Genomic DNA, 23,084 nt, shown 5'->3' on the forward strand with positions numbered 1-23,084 from the left:
GTGTGGAGCTGCCGGAGGCTGCGATCTTTTGCTTTTAAGGGATTTGCACGCCTTCGACCAACAACATATCGATCAGGCGAATCAGCGGCAGGCCGATCAGGCTGGTGGCATCCGGGCCTTCGGTCGATTGAAACAGGCTCACGCCCAGTCCTTCGGCCTTGAAGCTGCCGGCGCAGTCGTACGGTTGCTCGATGCGCAGGTAGCGTTCGATGCGCGCCTGATCCAGCTGACGCATGTGCACGGTAAACGGCACGCAGTCGACTTGGCATTGCCCGGTCTGGCTGTTGAGCAGCGTCAGGCCAGTCAGGAAGGTTACGCTCGCACCGCTGGCCGCCATCAATTGCTCGCGAGCCTTCTCGAAGGTGTGCGGCTTGCCGATGATCTGTTCGCCGAGGACGGCGACCTGATCCGAGCCAATGATCAGATGAGCAGGGTGGCTGTCCGCCAGGGCGCGGGCTTTTTCCTCAGCGAGGCGTTTGACCAGATCGATCGCGGACTCTCCCGGGCGGTGGCTTTCGTCGATGTCCGGCGAGCTGCAGACGAACGGCAGGTGCAGGCGGGCGAGCAATTCACGGCGATAAGTCGAGCTTGAAGCGAGTAATAAAGGCAGCATGGACGTCTCCTGAGGCAGGTGCGGATTCTAGCGGAGGCGCGCAAGTGACGGACAGGGCACAATTTCCTTTGACATGGGTGGGTGCATCCCTATAATGCTGCGCCTATGTTGAATGACCCGATTCCACCTCACGTTGACCCGCGCAAATTGGCTGACCGTGGCACCACCCTTCAAGGTGAACTGCTGCTGGCCGATTTGAAGAGACTCTGCGACCCGCTTTCCGACGATGTCGGTACGGTGCAGGCCAAATTCGTTTTTGAACGAGATGAACGTAAGTCTGTGGTCATCCACAGCTTTATCGACACCGAAGTCAAAATGGTTTGCCAGCGTTGTCTTGAGCTGGTCACCCTGCCGATCCACAGCGAATGCAGTTACGCGGTGGTGAAGGAGGGTGCGAATACCCAGTCGTTGCCGAAAGGTTATGACGTGCTGGAACTGGGCGAAGATCCATTGGATCTGCAGTCACTGATCGAGGAGGAGCTTCTGCTCGCCTTGCCCATTGTGCCTGCTCATCATCCGGAAGAATGCCAGCAGCCGGCGGGAGCAGATGAGCCCGAACCGAGCGAGGACGAGGTAACGCGGTCCAACCCGTTCAGTGTATTGGCGCAGTTAAAGCGTGACCCAAACGTTTAGGAGTTAATCAATTATGGCTGTTCAGCAGAACAAAAAATCCCGCTCTGCCCGTGACATGCGCCGTTCGCACGACGCTCTCGAGGCTAGCACCCTGTCTGTAGAAAAAACCACTGGTGAAGTTCACCTGCGTCACCACGTATCGCCAGAAGGCGTTTACCGTGGCCGTAAAGTGATCGACAAGGGCGCTGACGAGTAATCACTTGTCTGCTCAAGTCATCGCGATTGACGCAATGGGCGGGGACTTCGGTCCCCGCAGCATTGTTCAGGCCAGTCTCGCTTGCCTGTCTGCTACACCCTCGCTGCACCTGACCCTCGTCGGTCAACCCTCCCTTCTTGAAGAACTGATCCACGGCCAGTCGGCTGCCGATCGCGCGCGCCTGACGATTGTTGCGGCCAGCGAAGTCATCACCATGGACGAGAAACCTGCCCAGGCCCTGCGTGGCAAGCCGGATTCGTCGATGCGCGTGGCTCTTGAACTGCTGCGCGATGGCAAGGTGCAGGCCTGTGTCAGTGCCGGCAATACCGGTGCGTTGATGGCCTTGTCGCGATTCGTGCTGAAGACATTGCCCGGCATTGATCGTCCGGCCATGGTCGCGGCGATTCCGACGCAGACCGGTTATTGCCAGCTGCTCGATCTGGGCGCCAACGTCGATTGCAGTGCCGAGCACTTGTTGCAGTTTGCGGTGATGGGCTCGGTCGCTGCACAGACTTTGGGCATTGCCCGTCCACGTGTTGCGTTGCTGAACATCGGCACCGAAGACATCAAGGGCAATCAGCAGGTCAAACTGGCCGCAACGCTGTTGCAGGCTGCGCGCGGGATCAACTACATCGGCTTCATTGAAGGTGACGGCTTGTACCGCGGTGAGGCCGACGTGGTGGTGTGTGACGGCTTCGTCGGCAATATCCTGCTCAAATCCAGCGAAGGCCTGGCGACGATGATTGCGATGCGCATCGAGGCCCTGTTCAAGAAAAACTTGGCCTCGCGCGCTGTCGGCGCTCTCGCGCTGCCGTTAATGAAGCGTCTGCAGGCTGATCTGGCCCCGGCGCGACATAATGGCGCAAGCTTTCTCGGTTTGCAGGGCATCGTCGTGAAAAGCCACGGATCGGCCGGGGTTCAAGGCTTTCAGAGTGCGATTCAACGGGCGCTGATCGAGATTCAGGAGAACCTGCCCGAGCGTCTCCACGGTCGTCTGGAGGAACTGTTGTCTTAGGCGTTTTCGTCGGACAATGCTTAAATGTGACCGCCCGGTTCAAAGGGCCATCCAAACTGTCAGTTTCTGGCGTCCCCAACGGGGCGTTATTTTCCGACGACAAGATCATTAGGGGCTTGTTACATGTCTGCTTCCCTCGCATTCGTCTTTCCAGGACAGGGTTCGCAGTCCCTCGGCATGCTGGCCGAGCTGGGCGCGCAACATCCGCTGATCCTCGAAACCTTTCAAGAAGCCTCTGCTGCGCTGGGCTACGACCTGTGGGCACTGACCCAACAGGGTCCGGAAGAGCTGCTCAATCAAACCGACAAAACCCAACCAGCCATTCTGACCGCTTCGATCGCCCTGTGGCGTCTGTGGCTGGCCGAAGGCGGCGCGCGTCCGGCGTTTGTCGCCGGCCACAGCCTGGGTGAATACAGCGCGCTGGTTGCCGCCGGCAGCCTGAGCCTGGCTGACGCGGTCAAGCTCGTCGAGCGCCGTGGCCAGTTGATGCAGGAAGCGGTGCCGGCCGGGCAGGGCGGCATGGCCGCGATCCTCGGTCTGGAAGATGCCGACGTGCTGGCTGCCTGCGCCGAAGCGGCGCAAGGCGAAGTCGTCAGCGCGGTGAATTTCAACTCGCCGGGCCAAGTGGTGATCGCCGGTGCCAAGGCCGCTGTCGAGCGCGCCATCGAAGGCTGCAAGGCCCGTGGTGCCAAACGCGCCATGCCGTTGCCGGTGAGCGTGCCGTCGCACTGCGAGCTGATGCGTCCGGCTGCCGAGCGCTTCGCTGAATCCATCGCCGCCATCGACTGGCAGGCGCCGCAGATCCCGGTGGTGCAGAACGTCAGCGCACAAGTGCCGGCCGATCTGGAAACCCTCAAGCGTGATCTGCTCGAACAGCTCTACAAGCCAGTGCGCTGGGTTGAATCGGTACAGACGTTGGCCGCCAAGGGCGCGACCAATCTGGTCGAGTGCGGCCCGGGCAAAGTCCTCGCTGGCCTGAACAAACGTTGCGCCGAAGGCGTTTCGACTTCCAATCTCAATACCCCAGACGCCTTCGCTGCCGCTCGCGCAGCGCAGGCCTGAATCAGGAGAAACTTGCATGAGTCTGCAAGGTAAAGTTGCACTGGTTACCGGTGCAAGCCGCGGTATCGGCCAGGCCATCGCGCTGGAACTGGGTCGTCAGGGCGCCATCGTTGTCGGCACCGCGACCTCCGCGTCGGGCGCCGAGCGCATTGCTGCGACCCTGAAGGAAAACGGTATCCAGGGCGCCGGTTTCGAACTCAATGTCACCAGCGACGAATCGGTCAGCGCCGTGCTGGCAGGCATTCAGGAGCAGTTCGGTGCGCCGGTGGCGATTCTGGTCAATAATGCCGGTATCACCCGCGATAACCTGATGATGCGCATGAAAGACGACGAGTGGTACGACGTGATCGATACCAACCTGAACAGTCTGTATCGCCTGTCCAAGGGCGTTTTGCGTGGCATGACCAAGGCGCGCTGGGGTCGAATTATCAGTATTGGCTCGGTGGTGGGTGCCATGGGCAACGCCGGCCAAGTAAACTATGCAGCCGCCAAGGCCGGTCTGGAAGGTTTCAGCCGGGCGATGGCGCGTGAAGTCGGTTCGCGTTCGATTACGGTCAACTCGGTAACCCCAGGGTTCATCGACACCGATATGACCCGCGAGCTGCCTGAAGCACAGCGTGAAGCCTTGCAGACGCAGATTCCGCTGGGTCGTCTGGGGCAAGCTCAAGAGATCGCGTCCGTGGTCGCTTTTCTTGCATCCGACGGTGCGGCATACGTTACCGGGGCTACAATCCCGGTGAACGGTGGGATGTACATGTAAGTAAAATGTGACGGATTGCTTCAAAAAAATGTCATACGAGCTGTCTAAAATCCGTTATAAAGCTGCAATCTATTTATAGGCAGAGGGCCGCAGGGTTTGAGGAGTGAAGCTTTCAGTTGAAAAACTGAAAAGGCTTTCTATACACTTACCCACTGGCCAGCTGCCTGAATTTGTCCATTAGGAGTGAAAACAAGGTATGAGCACCATCGAAGAGCGCGTCAAGAAAATCGTTGCCGAGCAACTGGGTGTTAAAGAAGAAGAAGTGGTCAACACCGCTTCCTTCGTAGAAGACCTGGGTGCCGACTCCCTTGACACCGTTGAGCTGGTGATGGCTCTGGAAGAGGAATTCGAGACCGAAATCCCTGACGAAGAAGCTGAAAAGATCACTACTGTACAAGCTGCAATCGACTACGTTACCAGCCACCAGGCGTAACAGTTTGTAATCGTTGCTTGCTGTCATGGAAAAACCGCACTGCCATCATGGCGTGCGGTTTTTTCTTTAGGCCTGATGCAAAGTCGTCATTTGAAAAAGGAGAGTGCTGTGTCGCGTAGACGCGTCGTAGTCACCGGTATGGGTATGTTGTCGCCACTGGGCACGGATGTGCCGAGCAGTTGGCAGGGCATTCTGGCTGGCCGCAGTGGCATTGGTCTGATCGAACACACCGACCTTTCTGCCTATTCGACCCGCTTCGGCGGTTCGGTCAAAGGCTTCAATGTCGAGGAATACCTGTCGGTCAAGGAAGCGCGCAAGCTCGACCTGTTCATTCAGTACGGCCTCGCCGCAGGCTTTCAAGCCGTGCGCAACGCCGGTCTGGAAGTCACCGATGCCAACCGTGAACGCATTGGCGTGGCCATGGGTTCGGGGATTGGCGGTCTGACCAACATCGAAGAGACCAGCCGCACCCTGCACGAGACCGGTCCGCGACGGATCTCGCCGTTCTTTGTGCCTGGCTCGATCATCAATATGATTTCCGGTTTCCTGTCCATCCACCTGGGTGCACAGGGGCCTAACTACGCCATCGCTACTGCATGTACCACCGGTACGCACTGCATCGGCATGGCGGCGCGCAACATCATGTACGACGAAGCCGACGTGATGATTGCCGGCGGTGCGGAAATGGCCGCGTGCGGTCTGGGCATGGGCGGCTTCGGCGCGTCCCGTGCGCTGTCGACCCGCAACGACGAGCCGACCCGTGCCAGTCGTCCTTGGGACAAGGGCCGTGACGGCTTCGTTCTGTCCGACGGTGCCGGTGCGCTGGTTCTCGAAGAGCTCGAACACGCCAAGGCTCGTGGCGCTACGATCTACGCCGAGCTGATCGGTTTCGGCACCAGTGGCGATGCGTTCCACATGACCTCGCCACCCGCCGATGGCGCCGGTGCCGCGCGCTGCATCACCAATGCCCTGCGCGACGCGAAGATCAATGTCGATCAAGTGCAGTACATCAACGCCCACGGCACCTCGACCCCGGCCGGCGACCTTGCCGAAGCCAATGCGATCAAGTCGGTGTTCGGCGATCACGCCTACAAGCTGGCCGTCAGCTCGACCAAGTCGATGACCGGCCACCTGTTGGGTGCGGCGGGCGCGGTCGAAGCGATTTTCAGCGTGCTGGCGATCAACAGCCAGGTGGCACCGCCGACCATCAACCTTGATGAACCGGACGAAGGCTGCGATCTCGATTTCGTTGCGCACACCGCGCGTAACATGGACATCGATGTCGTGCTGTCCAACTCCTTCGGTTTTGGCGGCACCAACGGCACGCTGGCGTTCCGTCGGTTCGCCGGCTGATGGACAGCTGGGTCGACGGTCAACCGGCTGACGCGCTGTCGCTGAAAGATCGCGGCCTGGCTTACGGCGATGGTCTGTTCGAGACCATTGCCGTGCGCAGTGGACAGCCGGTCCTGCTGGATCGACACCTGACGCGCCTGGCCGATGGCTGCGCGCGTCTGGCCATTGCGACCGACCTCGAGCTGGTTCGCCATGAGCTGCTCAGCTATGCCGCTGCGATGGGCGAGGGCGTGCTCAAGCTCATCCTCACGCGTGGCGACGGCTTGCGCGGTTATGCGCCCGATCCTGCGGCGCAGGGCCGACGCATACTGCAAGGCAATCCGCCGGCATCGTATCCCGCTGCCCATGCCGAGTACGGCATCCGCCTGTTTCCCTGCAGCACGCGTTTATCTACGCAGCCGTTGTTGGCCGGGCTCAAACATCTGAATCGACTGGAACAGGTACTCGCCCGCGCCGAATGGCAGGACAGCGAGCATGCCGAAGGCTTGATGCTTGATCAGGCCGGGCGCGTCGTTGAGGGCGTGTTCAGCAATATTTTCCTGGCGCGCGACGGTGGCTTGATCACGCCCGACTTGAAACGCTGCGGCGTCGCAGGTGTGATGCGCGCGGAAATTTTGTTTCAGGCCGAGTCACTGGCCATCCCCACGCAAATCGCCGATATCAGCCTCGAACAGCTGCAATGGGCTGATGAAGTGTTTGTCTGCAACAGCGTTTATGGCGTCTGGCCGGTACGCGCCTGTGCCGCACTGAGCTGGCCGGTTGGCCCGCTCACCCGTAAACTGCAAACCATTGCCCGCGCGCTACTGGATGCTTGATTCGTGAGACGTAAACTTTTGCTGCTGCTGGAAACCGGACTGGTTCTGGCAGGGCTGCTGTTGGGCGCCAGCGCCTGGAAAATTCATTCGGCGCTGGAACAGCCCCTGAACATCCCGCAGGAACAACTGCTGGATGTGCCGAAAGGCTCTACACCGACCCGTACCTTCCTTGAACTCGAAACCGATGGCGTCATCAAGGACGCGTTCTGGCTGCGCGTCTACTGGCGCTTCAATCTTGCTGGCACGCCGATTCACAGCGGCGAGTACCGCATGCAGCCGGGCATGACCGTCAACGGTCTGATCGATTCGTGGAAGCGCGGCGACGTGGTTCAGTACAGCCTGACCCTGGTCGAAGGCTGGACTTTCCATCAAGTGCGCGCCGCCCTGGCCAAGGACGACAAGCTCGAGCAGACCCTCACCGGCCTGAGCGACAGCGACGTCATGGCGAAGATTGGCCACAAAGGCTTGTTCCCTGAAGGCCGGTTTTTCCCGGATACCTATCGCTTCGTGCGCGGCATGTCCGATGCCGAGCTGTTGAAGAAAGCCTTTGATCGCCTCGATGAAGTGCTCGCCAAAGAGTGGGCGCAGCGTTCTGCTGATGTGCCTTACAGCGAACCTTATCAAGCGCTGATCATGGCCTCGCTGGTCGAGAAAGAGACCGGCGTTCCGCAGGAGCGCGGGCAGATTGCCGGTGTGTTCGTACGGCGCATGGCGTTGGGCATGCAGTTGCAGACCGATCCGACGGTGATTTATGGCCTCGGCGATCGCTACACCGGCAAGCTGACCCGCGCGCATCTGAAAGAACCGACACCCTATAACACTTACGTGATTCCCGGTTTGCCACCGACGCCGATTGCGATGGTCGGGCGCGAAGCGATTCATGCTGCGCTCAACCCGGTGGAAGGCAGCAGCCTGTATTTCGTCGCCCGTGGCGATGGCAGCCATGTGTTCTCCGATGATCTGGATGCGCACAACAACGCAGTGCGCGAATACCAGCTCAAGCGCCGTGCCGATTACCGTTCCAGCCCGGCACCAGTAACCGCGCCGGCCACCGATGAGGCGATTCCGGCGGCCTCGCCGAACACCGCGCCCGAGGCGCTGCCGCAAGTGCCGTCGCAAGAACCTGCGCCAGCCCCGGAACCGGACGCCGCTGCACCACAGAACGCGCAATGACTTTGATGAAGGACTGCCTGTGACTGGCTTGTTTATTACCCTGGAAGGCCCGGAAGGCGCGGGCAAGAGCACCAATCGCGAATACCTCGCCGAGCGCCTGCGCGCCGCCGGTATCGAAGTGCTGCTCACCCGTGAGCCTGGCGGTACGCCGCTGGCCGAGCGGATTCGTGACGTGTTGCTGACCCCGGCCGACGAAGTGATGCATCCGGACGCCGAGCTGTTGCTGGTGTTCGCCGCCCGCGCGCAGCATCTGGCCGAGGTGATTCGCCCGGCGCTCGCTCGTGGCGCTGTGGTGCTGTGTGATCGTTTCACCGACTCGACATACGCCTACCAGGGCGGCGGTCGTGGTTTGTCGCTGGAACGCATCGCCACCCTGGAAACTTTCGTGCAGGGCGACTTGCGGCCCGATCTGACACTTATTTTCGATCTGCCCGTAGAGATCGGTCTGGCCCGCGCCAGTGCCCGTGGTCGCCTGGACCGTTTCGAACTCGAAGGCCGGGCGTTTTTCGAGAACGTGCGCAATGCGTTTCTGAAGCGCGCCGAAGCCGATCCTTCGCGCTATGTGCGCATCGATGCCGGCCAGCCATTGGCCAAGGTCCAGCAATCGCTGGACACCTTGCTACCGAATTTGCTGGAGCTGGCCCGTGGCTGAGGCCTATCCATGGCAGGACAGCCTCTGGCAGCAACTGGCCGGACGCAGTCAGCATGCCCACGCGTACCTGCTGCACGGTCCGGCCGGTATTGGCAAACGTGCTCTGGCCGAACGCTTGATGGCCAGCCTGCTGTGTCAGCGTCCTACGCCTGAGGCGTGTGGCGAGTGCAAATCCTGCTTGCTGCTCAAGGCCGGCAGTCATCCGGACAATTACATCCTGGAGCCGGAAGAGGCGGACAAGGCGATCAAGGTCGATCAGGTTCGTGATCTGGTCAGTTTCGTCGTGCAGACTGCGCAGCTCGGCGGGCGCAAAGTGGTGTTGATCGAGCCGGTCGAGTCGATGAACATCAACGCTGCCAACGCCTTGCTCAAAAGCCTTGAAGAGCCGTCCGGCGATACTGTTCTGCTGTTGGTCAGTCACCAGCCGAGCCGTTTGTTGCCAACCATCAAGAGCCGTTGCGTGCAGCAGGCCTGCCCGCTGCCGGGCGAGGCGATGAGCCTGCAATGGCTGGCCCAGGCGCTGCCGGATTGCGCGGAAGACGAACGCGTCGAACTGCTGACGCTGGCCGCCGGGTCGCCGCTGATGGCGGTCAGCCTGCAATCGCAAGGTGTGCGTGAACAGCGCGCGCAAGTTGTCGAAGGCGTGAAGAAGTTGCTCAAGGGCCAGCAATCGCCGACGCAACTGGCGGAAGAGTGGAAAAGTATTCCGATGTTGCGTCTGTTCGACTGGTTCTGCGACTGGTCGAGCCTGATCCTGCGCTATCAACTGACACAGGACGAAGGCGGCCTCGGCCTGGCCGATATGCGCAAGGTCGTGCAGTACCTGGCGCAGAAAAGCGCGCAGGGCAAAGTGCTGGATATTCAGGACTGGATTCTCGCCCAACGGCAGAAAGTGTTGAGCAAGGCCAACCTCAATCCGGCGCTTTTGCTGGAAGCATTGTTGGTGCAATGGGTGGGATTGCCTGGTCAAAGATAAGAATGTGTACCTAGACTCTGAAGATCAGCAGTGGAGGTGAACATGATTGAACCTGTCAGCCCGGGGCCGCGTAACGGCATCTTGTCCCTGACCATCAAGGACAAGTCGGTGCTTTACGCCGCCTACATGCCGTTCATCAAGAATGGCGGACTGTTCATCCCGACCAACAAAAGCTACCGGTTGGGCGACGAGGTGTTCATGTTGTTGCACCTGATGGATGAAGCGGAAAAAATTCCCGTCGCCGGCAAAGTCGCCTGGATCACCCCCAAAGGCGCACAAGGCAATCGCGCCGCCGGTGTCGGCGTGCAGTTCAACGACGGCGACGACACCGCGCGCAGTCGCATCGAAACTCATCTGGCCGGAGCGCTGAAATCCGACCGTCCCACTCATACGATGTAAGTTGCAGTCCTTTTTATGCTCGTAGATTCCCATTGCCACCTTGATCGTCTCGACCTCTCCGCCCATGACGGCTCGCTGGATGCCGCACTCGCTGCGGCCCGCGAGCGTGGGGTCGGACACTTTCTGTGCATCGGCGTCAGTGCCGACAACGCCGCCGACGTCAAAGCCCTCGCCGAGCGGTATGCCGATGTCGATTGCTCGGTCGGTGTGCATCCGCTGGATGTGCAGCCGGGCGCGGCACCAGCGCTGGACTGGCTGCTGCACGAACTCGATCACCCGAAAGTGGTGGCGATCGGCGAAACCGGTCTCGACTATCACTACGAGCCGGAAGCTGCCGAGTTGCAGCAGGAATCGTTTCGCCTGCACCTGCAAGCGGCGCAGCAGACCGGCAAACCGGTGATCATCCACACCCGTGGCGCTCGTGCCGACACCCTGGAACTGCTGCGCGAAGCGGCGCTGCCCCAGGCGGGTGTGTTGCATTGCTTCACCGAAGACTGGGACATGGCCAAAGCGGCGCTGGACATGGGCTATTACATTTCCCTCTCGGGCATTGTCACGTTCCGCAATGCCGACGCCTTGCGTGACGTGGCGAGCAAAGTGCCGGCCGATCGCCTGCTGGTGGAAACCGACTCGCCGTACCTGGCGCCGATCCCGTATCGCGGCAAGCCGAACCTGCCGCAGTACGTGCGCGAAGTGGCGGAGTTTCTGGCGATGCTGCGTGGTGAGAACTACGAGCGCTTTGCCGAGCAGACCACAGAGAACTTCAAGCGTCTGTTCCCGCTGGCGAGTGTTAAATCTGCCGTATGACGGCTGGCCAAATCGCAGGCAAAAAAAACCCGGGTTCTGGGGGGTGAATCCGGGTTAAGACCATTAGGAGTAAAACAAAGGCACGCGGTCCGTTGGTACCTTTACCGGCGCGACACTTGGGGGAGATGTCGCCCGACAGTTCAAGTATTGATCAGTCTGGCGTGCAGTCCAGTGAGCCGGTCGGGGTTTTTAAACAAATTTGGAATACGTTTGCTTCAGTTGAGTTCTCATTGCACCCGAATCGTTCTCGAAATGAACAAGAAACACAGATTTGGTCGATGAACCGTGCTTTTTTGCGCAAGTTAGGCATAATACGCGGCTTCGAATTTTGACCCTTCAGACCTTTTTCTTATGCATAAAGAACCTCGTAAGGTCCGTGAATTTCGTCGCCGCGAGCAGGAAATTCTCGATACCGCGCTCAAGCTGTTCCTCGACCAGGGTGAAGACAGTGTCACCGTCGAGATGATTGCTGATGCCGTGGGTATCGGCAAAGGCACGATCTACAAGCACTTCAAATCCAAGGCGGAGATCTACTTGCGCCTGATGCTCGACTACGAGCGCGATCTGAACGAGCTGCTGCATTCGGCGGATGTCGACAAGGACAAGGAAGCGCTGTCGCGCGCCTACTTCGAATTCCGCATGCGCGACCCGCAGCGCTATCGCCTGTTCGACCGCCTCGAAGAGAAAGTGGTCAAGGGCAATCAGGTGCCGGAGATGGTCGAGGAACTGCACAAGATCCGTGCCTCGAACTTCGAACGCCTGACCTTGCTGATCAAGGGGCGCATCAGCGAAGGCAAGCTCGAAGACGTGCCGCCGTACTTCCATTACTGCGCATCCTGGGCGTTGGTGCACGGCGCGGTGGCGCTGTATCACTCGCCATTCTGGAGCAATGTGCTGGAAGATCAGGAAGGCTTCTTCCAGTTCCTGATGGACATCGGCGTGCGCATGGGCAACAAGCGCAAGCGCGACCCGGAAACGCCGAGCACCTAAGTCATTCAGCGGGCTGATTGCGCCGTGTTTTCACAACATGGCGCAATAGCGCAGGAATATACTCAGGCATAGGGCTTGCTAAAACCTGATTTCTCAGTCAAGTTTTGCTCGCTCGATTTTCTTTCGCCGGAGTGTTTCATGATCGTTGACCGTCAAGGCAGGCGTTTTCGCAATCTGCGCATCAGCCTGACCTCTGCCTGCAATTACGCCTGTACCTACTGCGTGCCCAACGGCAAGCGGTTGGTCGCTGCGCAGGATGAACTGTCGGCCGAAGCCATGGCGCGCGGCGTCGAATACCTGATCGAAGCGGCCGGCATCGAGCGCCTGCGCATCACTGGCGGCGAGCCACTGGTCAGCCCCAAGCTCGAATCGTTCATGACTGCCGTCGGCCAGATGGGCCTCGACGACATCAGCCTGACCACCAATGGTCAACTCCTCGCGAAAAAACTGCCGCTGCTGGTCGATGCCGGTCTGCGCCGGATCAACGTTTCCCTCGATACCCTTGATGCCGCTGCTTTTCGCAGCATCGCCCGTGGCGGCGACCTGGCCAGCGTGCTCGATGGCATGGATCAGGCTGCTGCCGCCGGGATGAAGATCAAGGTCAACATGGTGCCGTTGCGCGGGCAAAACCTCGATCAGGTCATGCCGTTGCTTGATTACTGTCTGGAGCGCGGCTTCGAACTGCGCTTCATCGAGCTGATGCGCATGGGCCATCTGGCCAAGGACTCGAATGCTTTTCTGCAGCAGTTCGTCAGCCTTGAGCAGTTGCTCGGCCTGATTGGCGAGCGCTATGAATACGCCCAGACCGACGCACCGGTGGACGCCACGGCCGTTCGCTATGCGATTCCCGGTCGCGGCAATTTCGGGGTGATCGCCAACGAAAGCGTGCCGTTCTGCCGCACGTGTTCGCGCTTGCGCCTGTCGTCGACCGGTTGGCTGCATGGCTGTTTGTCGTCGAGCAACCGCCACTATGTCGGCGATCTGCTCGACAAGCCGCGCCACCAGGCTTTGCCGGCACTGCAACGTTTGCTGGTCAAGGCGTTGGGTGACAAGCAGGAGGTGGCGTTCTCTGGCGGCGCTACTGTCATGAAGATTATTGGTGGCTGAAAAATCGCTTTCGCGAGCAGGCTCGCTCCCACAGGGAACGCCTTTCAAGGAAAATCCCGAGCTGGCGCAAAAGCTGCATCGAACGGCCATTCGCCGGTTTTCCGACACCGGCTTCTGGAGGATTAGGATGCGTAGCCTGGTTTTGCTGCTGGCCGTTTTGGCGCTTGGCGGCTGCATGAATGTCAGCGATATGGCCGAAGGCACTCGTTATCACATGAGCGATGCGGGGCTTCTGGACCACAGCGACAGCCGCCGGGTGAACAATCTCCGCATTCAGCCGGACTCGTTCATCTTCATCGCCCAGGGCGCGTTCGCGCCACCGGGTGGTTCCTATCCACGGCCGAACGTGGTCGCCGAAGAAGCCTTCAAGGGCTTTGTCGAATATTTCCCGATGGTCCGCCGCGCCCGTGCGCCGGAAGGCCTCGATCAAGCCATGGGCGAAGCCCGTGATGCCGGCGCGCATTATCTGCTGTACACACGTTTCGCCAAGGCTGACGACCGCATCGGCAACTCTGACGAGTGGCTGGACCAGGAAGCCGTGGATCGCCTCGGTATCGACGGCGGCGTGATTCAGATCATGTTGATCGAGACCAGCACCCAGTATTTGATTGATACTGCACGGATCAAGAGTCGTGGCGGTTTACTGACGTTCCATGACTCCAAACCCGAAGACCTCATCGGTCCGCCGCTGGCGCAATACGCACGCAGCCTGCTGGGGATCGGCGACCAGTAATCAAGGAGTACGCCATGAGTGACCCGCAAACAGCCAATGACCTGCTGGGGCAGATCCCCAAGACCAAAGGCCTGCCACCGGTGCATTTGTGGAACCCGGATTTCTGCGGCGACATCGACATGCGCATCGCCCGCGACGGCACCTGGTACTACCTGGGCACGCCGATCGGGCGCAAGCCGATGGTCAAACTGTTCTCCACCATCATCCGCCGCGACGGCGATGATTACTTCCTGATCACCCCGGTCGAGAAGGTCGGGATCAAGGTCGATGATGCGCCGTTCGTAGCGGTTGCCGTGGAAGTGCAAGGCGAGGGCGAGGCGCAGGTTTTGCGCTTTACCAGCAACGTCGAGGAAACCATCGAGGCGGGGGCCGAGCATCCGATCCGTGTCGAGATCAATCCTGAGACCCAGGAGCCTGCGCCTTATGTGCATGTGCGCAGCAACCTTGAAGCGCTGATTCACCGCAATGTGTTTTACCAGTTGGTGGAACTGGCGGTGAGCCGCGAGATCGATGGTCAGCGCTGGTTGGGCGTGTGGAGTGGCGGCGAGTTCTTTCGCATCGGTCTGGAACCCTGACACAACATCAAAATGTGGGAGCGAGCGTGCTCGCGAACGCGCTGTATCAGTCGCCAGCAATGTTGACTGACGCGACGCTTTCGCGAGCAGGCTCGCTCCCACAATGGTTTGCGCAAGCTGAAAAAATCCGATTGACTGTTATTCGTATGATGATTAGCGTAGGCACCCATCGCGATTCGCCTTGAGGTGTTCATGTCCAGCAGCTTTCATGCGTCGACCGTTGACTGGCTGGGCAGCTGGATTGCTGCCGGTCAGGTCAAGCCGGGGCAGACCATCAAGGTCGAGGCGGATCTGGGCGAACAGCTTGGCGTCAGCCGTACGGTGATTCGCGAAGCCATCAAAACCCTCGTCGCCAAAGGCATGCTCGAAGTCGGGCCGAAAGTCGGCACGCGGGTGTTGCCGGTCCGGCGCTGGAATCTGTTCGATCCGCAAGTGGTCGGTTGGCTATCGCGCAACGGCTTGCCGGAAAACTTCGTCGATGATCTGCTGGATTTGCGCCGCACCATAGAGCCGATGGCGGTGCGCTGGGCCTGTGAGCGCGCAACGCCGGAGCAGATCGAAGCGGTGCAACTGGCTTTCAATGCACTGGAGCGTGCGGTCGACAGTGGCATCGATTACAACCGTGCCGACCAGGCCTTCCACGAATGCATCCTGGCCGCCAGCCATAATCAGTTCATCGAACAAATGGTCCCGGCCCTCGGCGCGTTGCTGGCGGTGTCGTTCGAAGTCTCCGCCGCCGACCCCGATGAACTGCGCCGCACCTTGCCGATCCATAAAGACATGGCCGACGCCATCGCCGCGCGCGATTCGACCCGTGGCGTGTGGGCATGCATGACCTTGATCGACAACGCCGACCTGGCGATAAAACGCTTTTACCCGAAAGTCATGGCCAGTAGAAAAGCTAGCTGAAAATGTCGAGACATCCTGTGGGAGCGAGCTTGCTCGCGAATGCATCAGGTCAGATAAATCATCATTGACTGACACTCCGCCTTCGCGAGCAAGCTCGCTCCCACAGTAAAACAACAACTCAGAAGGACTTGATATGCCGTTCACCGCCCTGACCCAACACCGCGCGCAACTCGGCGAAGGCCCGTTCTGGGATGCGTCGACCCAGGCGTTGTACTGGGTCGATATCGCCGGTAAACAAGCGTTGCGCCTGATCGGTCAGAACGTGCAGATCTGGCAGATGCCCGAGCACATCTCCGCCTTCATTCCTTGCGCCAGCGGCGATGCGCTGGTCACGCTGAGCAGCGGTGTCTATCGGCTGGATCTCGATTCGCCCGGCCTCGAGCCACGCTTGACGTTGTTCTGCGTCGCCGACCCGCAACCAGGCAACCGGCCCAACGAAGCCCGTTGCGATGCCTTGGGCCGGTTGTGGTTAGGCACCATGCAGAACAACATCGGCGAGCACGGTGAGGATCTGCCGCTGGTGCGCCGTTCCGGAGGCCTGTTCCGCATTGATCCCGATCAGCGCGTGACACCGCTGCTGCTCGGTCTGGGCATCCCCAACACCCTGCTGTGGAGTGACGACGGCACCACGCTGCTGTTTGGTGAAAGTCTCGACAGCACGCTCAATCGATATTTCATCCGCACCGACGGCAGTCTCGATGCTCCGCAGGTGTTCCACTCGTCCGATCGACACGGTGGTCCCGATGGCTCGGCGATGGACGCCGAAGGCTATGTGTGGAATGCACGCTGGGACGGCAGTTGCCTGTTGCGCCTGACGCCGGACGGGCAGGTGGATCGAAAAATCGATCTGCCGGTCAGTCGCCCGACCAGTTGCGTGTTCGGTGGCGAAGACTTGAAAACCTTATTCATCACCAGCGCCAAGAGTCCACTGAATCATCCATTGGATGGCGCGGTGCTGAGCATGCGCGTCGACGTTGCAGGAAAACTCTGTACGCGTTTTGCTGGATAAATCCCAAAATATGGGATGCAAAATTATATATTGAGATTATTTGGCGGTCGGGTTTATAGTCGGCTCCAGCAGTAACACGCACTCACACTTAAAAAGAACAAAACAGGTGAAGTGATGCAGCGAATTCTTCTCGCCCGCGCAAGCGGGATCCGCCTTTTGTCACGGCTTAATGCCGTCGGCGACGCTTGCCTGTTTGTTTTCCCCAGCCGTCAGAACCGGACATCGACCGATGCCCGTTTTTTTTGCGCCTGCGTGCAGGAGGCCTGAGCCATGGCTGAAGCGCTGACATTGCCACCAGTGCCGGCGCCGCCGAAAGGCGAGCGCCTGAAAAACAAGGTCGTTGTGTTGACCGGGGCCGCTCAGGGCATCGGCGAAGCTATCGTTGCCGCGTTCGCCTCGCAGCAAGCCAGATTACTCATCAGCGATATCCAGGCCGACAAGGTCGAGCAGGTCGCCGCTCACTGGCGCGATCAGGGCCATGACGTGCAGGCGCTCAAGGTCGACGTATCGAATCAGCAGGATCTGCATGCCCTGGCCCGACGCGCCGTGGAATTGCATGGCCGCATCGATGTGTTGGTCAACTGTGCCGGGGTCAATGTGTTCCGCGATCCTTTGCAGATGACGGAAGAAGACTGGCGCCGCTGCTTCGCCATTGACCTGGACGGCGCCTGGTATGGCTGCAAAGCGGTGCTGCCGCAGATGATCGAGCAGGGCGTGGGCAGCATTATCAACATCGCCTCGACCCATTCCAGCCAGATCATTCCCGGTTGCTTCCCGTACCCGGTAGCCAAGCACGGCTTGCTCGGCCTGACCCGCGCTCTCGGCATCGAATACGCGGCCAAAGGCATTCGCGTCAACGCCATCGCGCCGGGCTACATCGAAACGCAGCTGAACGTCGATTACTGGAATGGCTTTGCCGATCCGCATGCCGAGCGTCAACGCGCCTTTGACCTGCACCCGCCCAAGCGCATCGGCCAGCCGATCGAAGTGGCAATGACGGCGGTATTTCTGGCCAGCGATGAGGCACCGTTTATCAACGCTTCGTGCATCACCATCGATGGTGGCCGCTCGGTGATGTACCACGACTGAACAAAACGGATTTCCAGCGCTGAACTACGCTTGAAATCCAATCATCATACGATATGACTATTTTCAAACAGCTTCACTGAGAACACGCTTCAACGCTTTTCAAACCTTGCTCAAAAAAAATAACAAGGAGTCATCTGATGAAACGTCGTTTCGGGATTCGTACCCTGTGCAGCACTGCCCTGGCGGTCACTGCGTTCAGCCTGAGCAGTGCGCTGCTCGCCGCCGACGCGGTGAAGATCGGTTTTCTGGTCAAGCAGGCCGAAGAACCGTGGTTCCAGACCGAATGGGCTTTTGCCGAAAAAGCCGCCAAGGACAAAGGCTTTGAACTGATCAAGATCGCGGTGCCGGATGGCGAGAAGACCCTCTCGGCGATCGACAGCCTGGCCGCCAACGGCGCCAAGGGTTTTGTGATCTGCCCGCCTGACGTGTCCCTCGGCCCGGCGATCATGGCCAAAGCCAAGATCAACGACCTGAAAGTAATTGCCGTCGACGACCGTTTTGTCGACGCCAACGGCAAATTCATGGAAGACGTGCCGTACCTGGGCATGGCCGCGTTTGAAGTCGGCCAGAAGCAGGGCGCCGCCATGGCTGCCGAAGCGAAGAAGCGTAACTGGGACTGGAAAGACACCTACGCGGTGGTCAACACCTACAACGAACTCGACACCGGCAAGAAGCGCACCGACGGTTCGGTCGATGCCCTGAAGAAGGCCGGCATGCCTGAGGACCACATCCTTTTCGCCGCGCTGAAAACCCTCGACGTACCGGGCAGCATGGACGCCACCAACTCGGCGCTGGTGAAACTGCCGAGCGCGGCGAAAAACCTGATCATCGGCGGCATGAACGACAACACCGTGCTCGGCGGCGTGCGCGCCACCGAAGCGGCCGGTTTTGCCGCGAGCAACGTGATCGGCATCGGCATCAACGGCACCGACGCCATCGGCGAGTTGAAAAAGCCTAACAGCGGCTTCTTCGGTTCGATGCTGCCAAGCCCGCACATCGAGGGCTACAAGACCGCCGAGATGATGTACGAGTGGATCACCGCCGGCAAAGAGCCACCGAAGTACACCGCCATGGATGACGTCACCCTGATCACCCGCGAAAACTTCAAGCAAGAGCTGGAAAAAATCGGCTTGTGGAACTGAGGCAGCGACGGCCCGGGCAGCCGGGCCGTTTTTCGGTGTGAAGAGGTGGCTTTATGCACGCGCAAGTACAGACACAAGAACAACACGGCGCCAGCGGCAGCCTGCGCTTCAACGGGATCGGCAAGACCTTTCCCGGCGTGAAAGCGCTCGACGGCATCAGCTTCGTCGCCCACCCCGGCCAGGTTCATGCCTTGATGGGCGAGAACGGCGCGGGCAAATCGACCCTGCTGAAAATCCTCGGTGGCGCCTACATTCCGAGCAGCGGCGAGCTGCAGATCGGCGAGCAGGCGATGGCGTTCAAGTCCACCGCTGACAGCATCGGCAGTGGCGTCGCGGTGATTCACCAGGAACTGCATCTGGTTCCGGAAATGACCGTGGCCGAAAACCTGTTTCTCGGGCATCTGCCGGCCAGTTTCGGCCTGATCAATCGCAGTGAGCTGCGCCAGAAAGCCTTGAATTGCCTGAAAGGCCTGGCCGACGAAATCGATCCGCAAACCAAGGTCGGACGCTTGTCGTTGGGCCAGCGGCAGTTGGTGGAAATCGCCAAAGCGCTGTCGCGCGGCGCCCACGTTATCGCTTTCGACGAACCGACCAGTAGTCTCTCGGCACGCGAGATCGACCGCTTGATGGCGATCATCGGTCGTCTGCGCGACGAAGGCAAAGTGGTGCTCTACGTGTCCCATCGCATGGAAGAAGTCTTCCGTATCTGCGACGCCGTCACCGTGTTCAAGGACGGCCGCTACGTGCGTACCTTCGACGACATGAGCCAGTTGACCCACGATCAACTGGTGACCTGCATGGTCGGCCGCGACATTCAGGACATCTACGATTACCGCCATCGCCCGCGTGGCGCCGTGGCGTTGAAAGTCGACGGCCTGCTCGGCCCGGGCCTGCGCGAGCCGATCAGTTTCGAAGCGCACAAAGGCGAAATCCTTGGCCTGTTCGGACTGGTCGGGGCAGGGCGCACCGAGCTGTTTCGCCTGCTCAGCGGACTGGAGCGCAACACCGCCGGCCGTCTCGAATTGCGCGGTCATGAGCTGAAACTGCGCTCGCCCCGTGACGCGATTGCCGCCGGCATTCTGCTCTGCCCGGAAGATCGCAAGAAAGAAGGCATCATCCCCCTGGCCAGCGTCGCCGAGAACATCAACATCAGTGCCCGCGGTGCGCATTCCGGGCTCGGCTGCCTGATTCGCGGCCTGTGGGAAAAGGGCAACGCCGACAAGCAGATCAAGGCCCTGAAAGTGAAAACCCCGCACGCCGGCCAGCAGATCAAGTTCCTTTCCGGCGGCAATCAGCAGAAGGCCATTCTCGGCCGCTGGTTGTCGATGCCGATGAAAGTCCTGCTGCTCGACGAACCGACCCGTGGCATCGACATCGGCGCCAAGGCCGAGATCTACCAGATCATTCATAACCTCGCCGCCGACGGCATTTCGGTGATCGTGGTGTCCAGCGATCTGATGGAAGTGATGGGCATTTCCGACCGCATCCTGGTGCTGTGCGAAGGCGCCCTGCGCGGCGAAGTCAGCCGCGACCAGGCCAATGAATCCAACCTGCTGCAACTGGCTTTGCCACGCCACCGCGCTGACGGCGTGGCGAACTGAGAGGTGACTATGATGACTACGCAAAACGAAACCCTGCCGACCGAGCGCAAACCGCTGGACCTGCGGCGCTTCCTCGATGACTGGGTCATGCTGCTGGCGGCGATCGGCATCTTCGTCGCCTGCACATTGCTGATCGACAACTTCCTCTCGCCGCTGAACATGCGTGGCCTGGGCCTGGCGATTTCCACCACCGGCATCGCCGCGTGCACCATGCTTTATTGCCTGGCGTCCGGGCACTTCGACCTCTCGGTCGGCTCAGTGATCGCCTGTGCCGGCGTGGTCGCGGCGGTGGTGATGCGTGACACCAACAGCGTGTTTCTCGGGGTCAGCGCAGCACTGGTGATGGGCCTGATCGTTGGTCTGATCAACGGCATCGTGATTGCCAAGTTGCGCGTCAATGCCTTGATCACGACGCTGGCGACCATGCAGATCGTTCGCGGTCTGGCCTATATTTTTGCCAACGGCAAAGCGGTCGGTGTTTCGCAGGAATCGTTCTTCGTCTTCGGTAACGGCCAGCTGTTCGGTGTGCCGGTGCCGATCCTGATCACCATTGTCTGCTTCCTGTTCTTCGGCTGGCTGCTGAACTACACCACCTACGGGCGCAACACCATGGCTATCGGTGGCAACCAGGAAGCGGCGTTGCTGGCGGGCGTCAACGTTGACCGGACCAAGATCATCATCTTCGCCGTGCATGGTTTGATCGGTGCGCTGGCGGGTGTGATTCTGGCCTCGCGGATGACTTCCGGGCAGCCGATGATTGGTCAGGGTTTTGAACTGACGGTGATCTCTGCCTGCGTATTGGGCGGGGTTTCGCTGAGTGGCGGCATCGGCATGATTCGCCACGTGATTGCCGGGGTGTTGATTCTGGCGATCATCGAGAATGCGATGAACCTGAAGAACATCGACACGTTTTATCAGTATGTGATTCGGGGTTCGATTCTGTTGCTGGCCGTGGTCATTGACCGCTTGAAACAACGGTAACGTCAAAAGCTACCCCTCACCCCAGCCCTCTCCCGGAGGGAGAGGGGGCCGACCGAGGTGTCTTGCGTAATCCGTCGACCTGAAAGCTCTCGTCGATTATGGATTCGGCGAAGCACTTTCAGGTCGGCGTATCTCTTGAGCATCCCCCATTCAGTCCCCTCTCCCTCCGGGAGAGGGCTAGGGTGAGGGGTTCTTGATTTTGCTCTCTCCACCGGTCACCTCGCTCAAATTTTTGTTGCCCGCCACGCACCGTTTCGGTTATCAATTTGTACATGATTAGACAGGTACGATTCGACAAGAAGCAAAGGGTGGTCGACGAGCTCGTCCGACGCATCGAGAGCGGCCTCATGGAGGACGGTTTTCTGTTGCCCGGCGAACATCAGTTGGCTCAAGAATTCCAGGTCAGCCGTGGCACCTTGCGTGAGGCGCTGGCCGAACTGAAGCGGCGTAATTACATCGCCACGCAGAGCGGTGTCGGTTCCATCGTCACTTTCGACGGTGTCGCGCTGGATCAGCGCAGCGGCTGGGCGCAGGCATTGGCCGACAGCGGGGCGCTGATCAATACCGAAGTGTTGCGCCTCGAAGCCGTGACTCGCCCGGATCTGCTGGTGCATTTCGGCACCGATCAATTCATCACCCTCGACCGTCGCCGGCGCGCCACCGACGGTACGCTGGTGTCTCTCGAACGATCCTTGATGCCGGCCAACGGCGGCCTGGAAAGCCTGCCTCGCGTCGGTTTGATCGACAATTCCCTGACCATCACCCTGGCCGCCTACGGCTACATCGGCGAGCGCGGCGATCAGTGGATCGGCGCCGAGCCGCTGAATGCCGAAGACGCCGAGCTGCTCGGCCGTCCGGTCGGCACGGTGTTTCTCAAAGCCCTGCGCACCACCTACGACCGGCAGAACCGTTTCATGGAACAGGTGGAAAGCCTGCTCGACCCGGTGCACTTTCGTCTGCACCTGCAATTCGGAGAATCGAAATGACCGCGCTCAACCGTGCGCTTGGCGCTTTCTATGGTCTGGCCCTGGGTGACGCGCTGGGCATGCCGACGCAGTCGCTCGATCGTGAAACGATCAAGGCGCGCTTCGGCCAGATCACTGATCTGCAAGACGCCGGCCCACTGCAACCGATCGCCGCGAACATGCCCAAAGGCTCGATCACCGATGACACCGAGCAGGCGATCCTGGTCGGCGAGTTATTGGTCGAAGGTCACGGCCGCATCGAGCCGGCGGTCCTCGCCCAGCGCTTGATCGAGTGGGAAGCCGAGATGCAGGCCAAAGGCTCGCAGGACTTGCTCGGCCCCTCGACCAAACGCGCCATTGAGATGATCCTCGCCGGGCATTCCCCGGAAGAAGCCGGGCGCTACGGCACCACCAACGGCGCGGCGATGCGCATCACCCCGGTGGGCATTGCCGCGAACGTGGCCGATCCGCAGCGCTTCATTGCGGCGGTCGTGCAGGCTTGCCAGGTGACGCATAACACCACGCTGGGAATTTCCAGTGCGGCGGCGGTGGCGGCGGTGGTCTCCGCTGGCATCAATGACGTCGATCTCGGCGAGGCGCTGAACCTCGGCCAGCAGATCGCGCAGCAAGCCGAAGCGCACGGGCATTGGGTGGCTGGCGGGCGCATCGCCTCGCGTATCAGTTGGGCGCGCAGTATCAGCGTCGACAGCGACAAAGCATTGCTTGCCGATCTGCTCTACGACGTAATCGGCACATCGGTGGCTTCGCAGGAGTCGGTGGTGGTTTCATTCGCCCTGGCCCAGCAAGTGGCCATCGGCGAGATGACGGCATTCGAAGCGTTGTGCATGGCTGCCAGCCTGGGCGGCGACACGGATACCATCGCTGCGATTCTCGGCGCCATGCTCGGGGCTTGCCTGGGGCTTGAGTGCTGGCCGCAGCCGATGATCGAAACGGTGAAAGCTGTTAATCAGCTGGAGCTTGAGCCTTTGGTGCAGGGGCTGTTGGCCTTGCGCTGATTGGGCTGCCGCCTTCGCGAGCAAGCTCGCTCCCACATTGGATTTGTGACGTTCACATACCCTGTGGGAGCGAGCTTGCT

General features: G+C 60.1%; 27 protein-coding genes. 26 read left to right on the forward strand and 1 reads right to left on the reverse strand.

Annotated elements, in window-relative coordinates; translation table 11 throughout:
- Positions 1–34: 34 nt before the first annotated feature.
- Positions 35–613, reverse strand: coding sequence for a nucleoside triphosphate pyrophosphatase (locus QMX86_RS11385; RefSeq protein WP_110645993.1), 579 nt, complete (start codon positions 611–613; stop codon positions 35–37).
- Between the two features lie 105 nt (positions 614–718).
- Here QMX86_RS11385 and QMX86_RS11390 point away from each other — a divergent pair, with 105 nt between their 5' ends.
- The 26 genes from QMX86_RS11390 (at position 719) to QMX86_RS11515 (ending at position 23,004) form a co-directional block, all read left to right on the forward strand.
- On the forward strand, positions 719–1,246 hold the full coding sequence (locus tag QMX86_RS11390) for a YceD family protein (protein ID WP_003204262.1): 528 nt from the start codon (positions 719–721) through the stop codon (positions 1,244–1,246).
- A 13-nt stretch (positions 1,247–1,259) separates the two neighbouring features.
- Complete coding sequence (gene rpmF / locus QMX86_RS11395) at positions 1,260–1,442, forward strand: 50S ribosomal protein L32 (RefSeq protein WP_003179396.1); 183 nt, start codon at positions 1,260–1,262, stop codon at positions 1,440–1,442.
- A 4-nt stretch (positions 1,443–1,446) separates the two neighbouring features.
- Positions 1,447–2,457 carry a phosphate acyltransferase PlsX gene (plsX, locus tag QMX86_RS11400; RefSeq protein WP_073472269.1) on the forward strand — a complete coding sequence of 337 codons (1,011 nt, stop codon included), beginning with the start codon at positions 1,447–1,449 and terminating at the stop codon, positions 2,455–2,457.
- Positions 2,458–2,580: 123 nt separating this feature from the next.
- Positions 2,581–3,519 (forward strand): ACP S-malonyltransferase, encoded by a 939-nt coding sequence (fabD, locus tag QMX86_RS11405; protein WP_024013921.1) that lies wholly within the window; start codon positions 2,581–2,583, stop codon positions 3,517–3,519.
- A 16-nt stretch (positions 3,520–3,535) separates the two neighbouring features.
- A complete protein-coding gene (fabG, locus tag QMX86_RS11410) occupies positions 3,536–4,279 on the forward strand; it encodes a 3-oxoacyl-ACP reductase FabG (RefSeq protein ID WP_016770989.1) in 744 nt (247 codons plus the stop codon).
- A gap of 196 nt (positions 4,280–4,475) precedes the next feature.
- Complete coding sequence (gene acpP / locus QMX86_RS11415; protein ID WP_003175607.1) at positions 4,476–4,712, forward strand: acyl carrier protein; 237 nt, start codon at positions 4,476–4,478, stop codon at positions 4,710–4,712.
- Positions 4,713–4,820: 108 nt separating this feature from the next.
- Positions 4,821–6,065, forward strand: a complete 1,245-nt coding sequence (gene fabF, locus QMX86_RS11420) for a beta-ketoacyl-ACP synthase II (protein WP_038860467.1) — start codon at positions 4,821–4,823, stop codon at positions 6,063–6,065.
- Positions 6,065–6,880, forward strand: coding sequence for an aminodeoxychorismate lyase (gene pabC / locus QMX86_RS11425; protein WP_073472272.1), 816 nt, complete (start codon positions 6,065–6,067; stop codon positions 6,878–6,880). Before fabF ends, pabC begins: the two co-directional genes overlap by 1 nt.
- A 3-nt stretch (positions 6,881–6,883) precedes the next feature.
- A complete protein-coding gene (gene mltG, locus QMX86_RS11430) occupies positions 6,884–8,053 on the forward strand; it encodes an endolytic transglycosylase MltG (protein ID WP_110645996.1) in 1,170 nt (389 codons plus the stop codon).
- A 19-nt stretch (positions 8,054–8,072) separates the two neighbouring features.
- Positions 8,073–8,705, forward strand: coding sequence for a dTMP kinase (tmk, locus tag QMX86_RS11435; protein ID WP_016770985.1), 633 nt, complete (start codon positions 8,073–8,075; stop codon positions 8,703–8,705).
- Complete coding sequence (locus tag QMX86_RS11440; RefSeq protein ID WP_073472277.1) at positions 8,698–9,681, forward strand: DNA polymerase III subunit delta'; 984 nt, start codon at positions 8,698–8,700, stop codon at positions 9,679–9,681. The genes tmk and QMX86_RS11440 overlap by 8 nt, the downstream gene beginning before the upstream one ends.
- A gap of 42 nt (positions 9,682–9,723) precedes the next feature.
- Positions 9,724–10,080, forward strand: a complete 357-nt coding sequence (locus QMX86_RS11445; RefSeq protein WP_016770983.1) for a PilZ domain-containing protein — start codon at positions 9,724–9,726, stop codon at positions 10,078–10,080.
- Between the two features lie 15 nt (positions 10,081–10,095).
- On the forward strand, positions 10,096–10,887 hold the full coding sequence (locus QMX86_RS11450) for a TatD family hydrolase (RefSeq protein ID WP_122707409.1): 792 nt from the start codon (positions 10,096–10,098) through the stop codon (positions 10,885–10,887).
- Between the two features lie 351 nt (positions 10,888–11,238).
- Positions 11,239–11,877, forward strand: a complete 639-nt coding sequence (locus QMX86_RS11455) for a TetR/AcrR family transcriptional regulator (RefSeq protein ID WP_016770981.1) — start codon at positions 11,239–11,241, stop codon at positions 11,875–11,877.
- A 138-nt stretch (positions 11,878–12,015) separates the two neighbouring features.
- Positions 12,016–12,984 carry a radical SAM protein gene (locus QMX86_RS11460; RefSeq protein ID WP_076563802.1) on the forward strand — a complete coding sequence of 323 codons (969 nt, stop codon included), beginning with the start codon at positions 12,016–12,018 and terminating at the stop codon, positions 12,982–12,984.
- 127 nt (positions 12,985–13,111) lie between these two features.
- A complete protein-coding gene (locus QMX86_RS11465; protein ID WP_016770979.1) occupies positions 13,112–13,717 on the forward strand; it encodes a DUF4823 domain-containing protein in 606 nt (201 codons plus the stop codon).
- Positions 13,718–13,731: 14 nt separating this feature from the next.
- Positions 13,732–14,292, forward strand: coding sequence for a DUF1285 domain-containing protein (locus QMX86_RS11470; RefSeq protein WP_122602287.1), 561 nt, complete (start codon positions 13,732–13,734; stop codon positions 14,290–14,292).
- Positions 14,293–14,484: 192 nt separating this feature from the next.
- Positions 14,485–15,201, forward strand: coding sequence for a FadR/GntR family transcriptional regulator (locus QMX86_RS11475; RefSeq protein WP_016770977.1), 717 nt, complete (start codon positions 14,485–14,487; stop codon positions 15,199–15,201).
- A gap of 133 nt (positions 15,202–15,334) precedes the next feature.
- Entirely contained in the window at positions 15,335–16,210 is an 876-nt protein-coding gene (locus QMX86_RS11480; RefSeq protein WP_282384543.1) for an SMP-30/gluconolactonase/LRE family protein, read from the forward strand.
- 114 nt (positions 16,211–16,324) lie between these two features.
- Entirely contained in the window at positions 16,325–16,477 is a 153-nt protein-coding gene (locus QMX86_RS11485) for a hypothetical protein (protein ID WP_218574829.1), read from the forward strand.
- Positions 16,478–16,480: 3 nt separating this feature from the next.
- Positions 16,481–17,299: an SDR family oxidoreductase gene (locus QMX86_RS11490; protein WP_243240954.1), complete on the forward strand. Its 819-nt coding sequence runs from the start codon at positions 16,481–16,483 to the stop codon at positions 17,297–17,299.
- Between the two features lie 137 nt (positions 17,300–17,436).
- On the forward strand, positions 17,437–18,441 hold the full coding sequence (locus tag QMX86_RS11495) for a substrate-binding domain-containing protein (protein WP_016770973.1): 1,005 nt from the start codon (positions 17,437–17,439) through the stop codon (positions 18,439–18,441).
- A 53-nt stretch (positions 18,442–18,494) separates the two neighbouring features.
- Entirely contained in the window at positions 18,495–20,042 is a 1,548-nt protein-coding gene (gene araG, locus QMX86_RS11500; RefSeq protein ID WP_041479431.1) for an L-arabinose ABC transporter ATP-binding protein AraG, read from the forward strand.
- A gap of 12 nt (positions 20,043–20,054) precedes the next feature.
- Positions 20,055–21,023 carry an L-arabinose ABC transporter permease AraH gene (gene araH / locus QMX86_RS11505; protein WP_038861078.1) on the forward strand — a complete coding sequence of 323 codons (969 nt, stop codon included), beginning with the start codon at positions 20,055–20,057 and terminating at the stop codon, positions 21,021–21,023.
- Positions 21,024–21,295: 272 nt separating this feature from the next.
- Positions 21,296–22,009 carry a GntR family transcriptional regulator gene (locus QMX86_RS11510; RefSeq protein ID WP_073472290.1) on the forward strand — a complete coding sequence of 238 codons (714 nt, stop codon included), beginning with the start codon at positions 21,296–21,298 and terminating at the stop codon, positions 22,007–22,009.
- Positions 22,006–23,004: an ADP-ribosylglycohydrolase family protein gene (locus QMX86_RS11515; RefSeq protein ID WP_071173205.1), complete on the forward strand. Its 999-nt coding sequence runs from the start codon at positions 22,006–22,008 to the stop codon at positions 23,002–23,004. The genes QMX86_RS11510 and QMX86_RS11515 overlap by 4 nt, the downstream gene beginning before the upstream one ends.
- Positions 23,005–23,084 lie beyond the last annotated feature (80 nt).

This window comes from Pseudomonas sp. PS01270 (assembly GCF_029959775.1).
GTDB classification, from domain to species: domain Bacteria; phylum Pseudomonadota; class Gammaproteobacteria; order Pseudomonadales; family Pseudomonadaceae; genus Aquipseudomonas; species Aquipseudomonas atacamensis.

Coding starts and splice junctions, on each gene's coding strand:
- QMX86_RS11385 (WP_110645993.1), bottom strand. CDS start 613: ATGCTGCCTTTATTACTCGCTTCAAGCTCGACTTATCGCCGTGAATTG.
- QMX86_RS11390 (WP_003204262.1), top strand. CDS start 719: ATGTTGAATGACCCGATTCCACCTCACGTTGACCCGCGCAAATTGGCT.
- rpmF (WP_003179396.1), top strand. CDS start 1,260: ATGGCTGTTCAGCAGAACAAAAAATCCCGCTCTGCCCGTGACATGCGC.
- fabD (WP_024013921.1), top strand. CDS start 2,581: ATGTCTGCTTCCCTCGCATTCGTCTTTCCAGGACAGGGTTCGCAGTCC.
- fabG (WP_016770989.1), top strand. CDS start 3,536: ATGAGTCTGCAAGGTAAAGTTGCACTGGTTACCGGTGCAAGCCGCGGT.
- acpP (WP_003175607.1), top strand. CDS start 4,476: ATGAGCACCATCGAAGAGCGCGTCAAGAAAATCGTTGCCGAGCAACTG.
- pabC (WP_073472272.1), top strand. CDS start 6,065: ATGGACAGCTGGGTCGACGGTCAACCGGCTGACGCGCTGTCGCTGAAA.
- QMX86_RS11445 (WP_016770983.1), top strand. CDS start 9,724: ATGATTGAACCTGTCAGCCCGGGGCCGCGTAACGGCATCTTGTCCCTG.
- QMX86_RS11450 (WP_122707409.1), top strand. CDS start 10,096: ATGCTCGTAGATTCCCATTGCCACCTTGATCGTCTCGACCTCTCCGCC.
- QMX86_RS11455 (WP_016770981.1), top strand. CDS start 11,239: ATGCATAAAGAACCTCGTAAGGTCCGTGAATTTCGTCGCCGCGAGCAG.
- QMX86_RS11460 (WP_076563802.1), top strand. CDS start 12,016: ATGATCGTTGACCGTCAAGGCAGGCGTTTTCGCAATCTGCGCATCAGC.
- QMX86_RS11465 (WP_016770979.1), top strand. CDS start 13,112: ATGCGTAGCCTGGTTTTGCTGCTGGCCGTTTTGGCGCTTGGCGGCTGC.
- QMX86_RS11470 (WP_122602287.1), top strand. CDS start 13,732: ATGAGTGACCCGCAAACAGCCAATGACCTGCTGGGGCAGATCCCCAAG.
- QMX86_RS11475 (WP_016770977.1), top strand. CDS start 14,485: ATGTCCAGCAGCTTTCATGCGTCGACCGTTGACTGGCTGGGCAGCTGG.
- QMX86_RS11480 (WP_282384543.1), top strand. CDS start 15,335: ATGCCGTTCACCGCCCTGACCCAACACCGCGCGCAACTCGGCGAAGGC.
- QMX86_RS11485 (WP_218574829.1), top strand. CDS start 16,325: ATGCAGCGAATTCTTCTCGCCCGCGCAAGCGGGATCCGCCTTTTGTCA.
- QMX86_RS11490 (WP_243240954.1), top strand. CDS start 16,481: ATGGCTGAAGCGCTGACATTGCCACCAGTGCCGGCGCCGCCGAAAGGC.
- QMX86_RS11495 (WP_016770973.1), top strand. CDS start 17,437: ATGAAACGTCGTTTCGGGATTCGTACCCTGTGCAGCACTGCCCTGGCG.
- araG (WP_041479431.1), top strand. CDS start 18,495: ATGCACGCGCAAGTACAGACACAAGAACAACACGGCGCCAGCGGCAGC.
- araH (WP_038861078.1), top strand. CDS start 20,055: ATGACTACGCAAAACGAAACCCTGCCGACCGAGCGCAAACCGCTGGAC.
- QMX86_RS11510 (WP_073472290.1), top strand. CDS start 21,296: ATGATTAGACAGGTACGATTCGACAAGAAGCAAAGGGTGGTCGACGAG.
- QMX86_RS11515 (WP_071173205.1), top strand. CDS start 22,006: ATGACCGCGCTCAACCGTGCGCTTGGCGCTTTCTATGGTCTGGCCCTG.